The organism is Oleiphilus sp. HI0066 (assembly GCF_001635725.1).
Genome location: NZ_LWFH01000975.1, coordinates 1 through 811, shown reverse-complemented (window position 1 = coordinate 811; position 811 = coordinate 1). Strand labels below are relative to the sequence as shown.

The following is an 811-nucleotide window of genomic DNA, read 5'->3' as shown; positions in this document are numbered from 1 at the left end:
GAGATGTTCGGATGGCAAAAGAAAAGTTTGAAAGAAGTAAGCCGCACGTTAACGTTGGAACAATTGGCCACGTTGACCACGGCAAAACAACACTAACAGCAGCACTTACTCGTGTATGTGCAGAAGTATTCGGTGGTGAGAAGGTAGACTTCGCTAACATCGATAACGCTCCAGAAGAGCGTGAGCGTGGTATTACAATCGCAACGTCACACGTAGAGTACGATTCAAATGATCGTCACTACGCGCACGTTGACTGTCCTGGACACGCGGACTACGTGAAAAACATGATCACTGGTGCTGCTCAAATGGACGGCGCGATCCTAGTATGTGGTGCGACTGACGGCCCAATGCCTCAGACTCGTGAGCATATCCTTCTTTCACGTCAGGTTGGTGTTCCATACATCGTAGTATTCTTGAACAAAGCAGACCTTCTTGCTGAAGACTGTGGCGGTGCAGGTACTGAAGAATACAACGAAATGCTTGAGTTGGTTGAAATGGAGCTTCGTGAGCTTCTAGATCAATACGAATTCCCTGGTGACGACACTCCAATCATTCCTGGTTCTGCTTTGATGGCATTGAACGGCGAAGATGACAACGAGTTGGGTACAACTGCTGTTAAGAAGCTTGTTGAAGCGCTTGATACGTACATCCCAGAGCCAGAGCGTGCAATCGATCAACCATTCCTAATGCCAGTAGAAGACGTATTCTCTATCTCTGGTCGTGGTACGGTAGTAACTGGTCGTGTTGAGCGTGGTATCATCACTGTTGGTGACGAAATCGAAATCATCGGTATCCGTGAAACTCAAACCAC

General features: G+C 47.6%; 1 protein-coding gene. It reads left to right on the top strand.

What is annotated here, in order from left to right; translation table 11 throughout:
- Positions 1–11: 11 nt before the first annotated feature.
- Positions 12–811: elongation factor Tu (locus tag A3738_RS11045; protein ID WP_068763594.1), on the top strand; the 800-nt coding region annotated here is incomplete at its 3' end.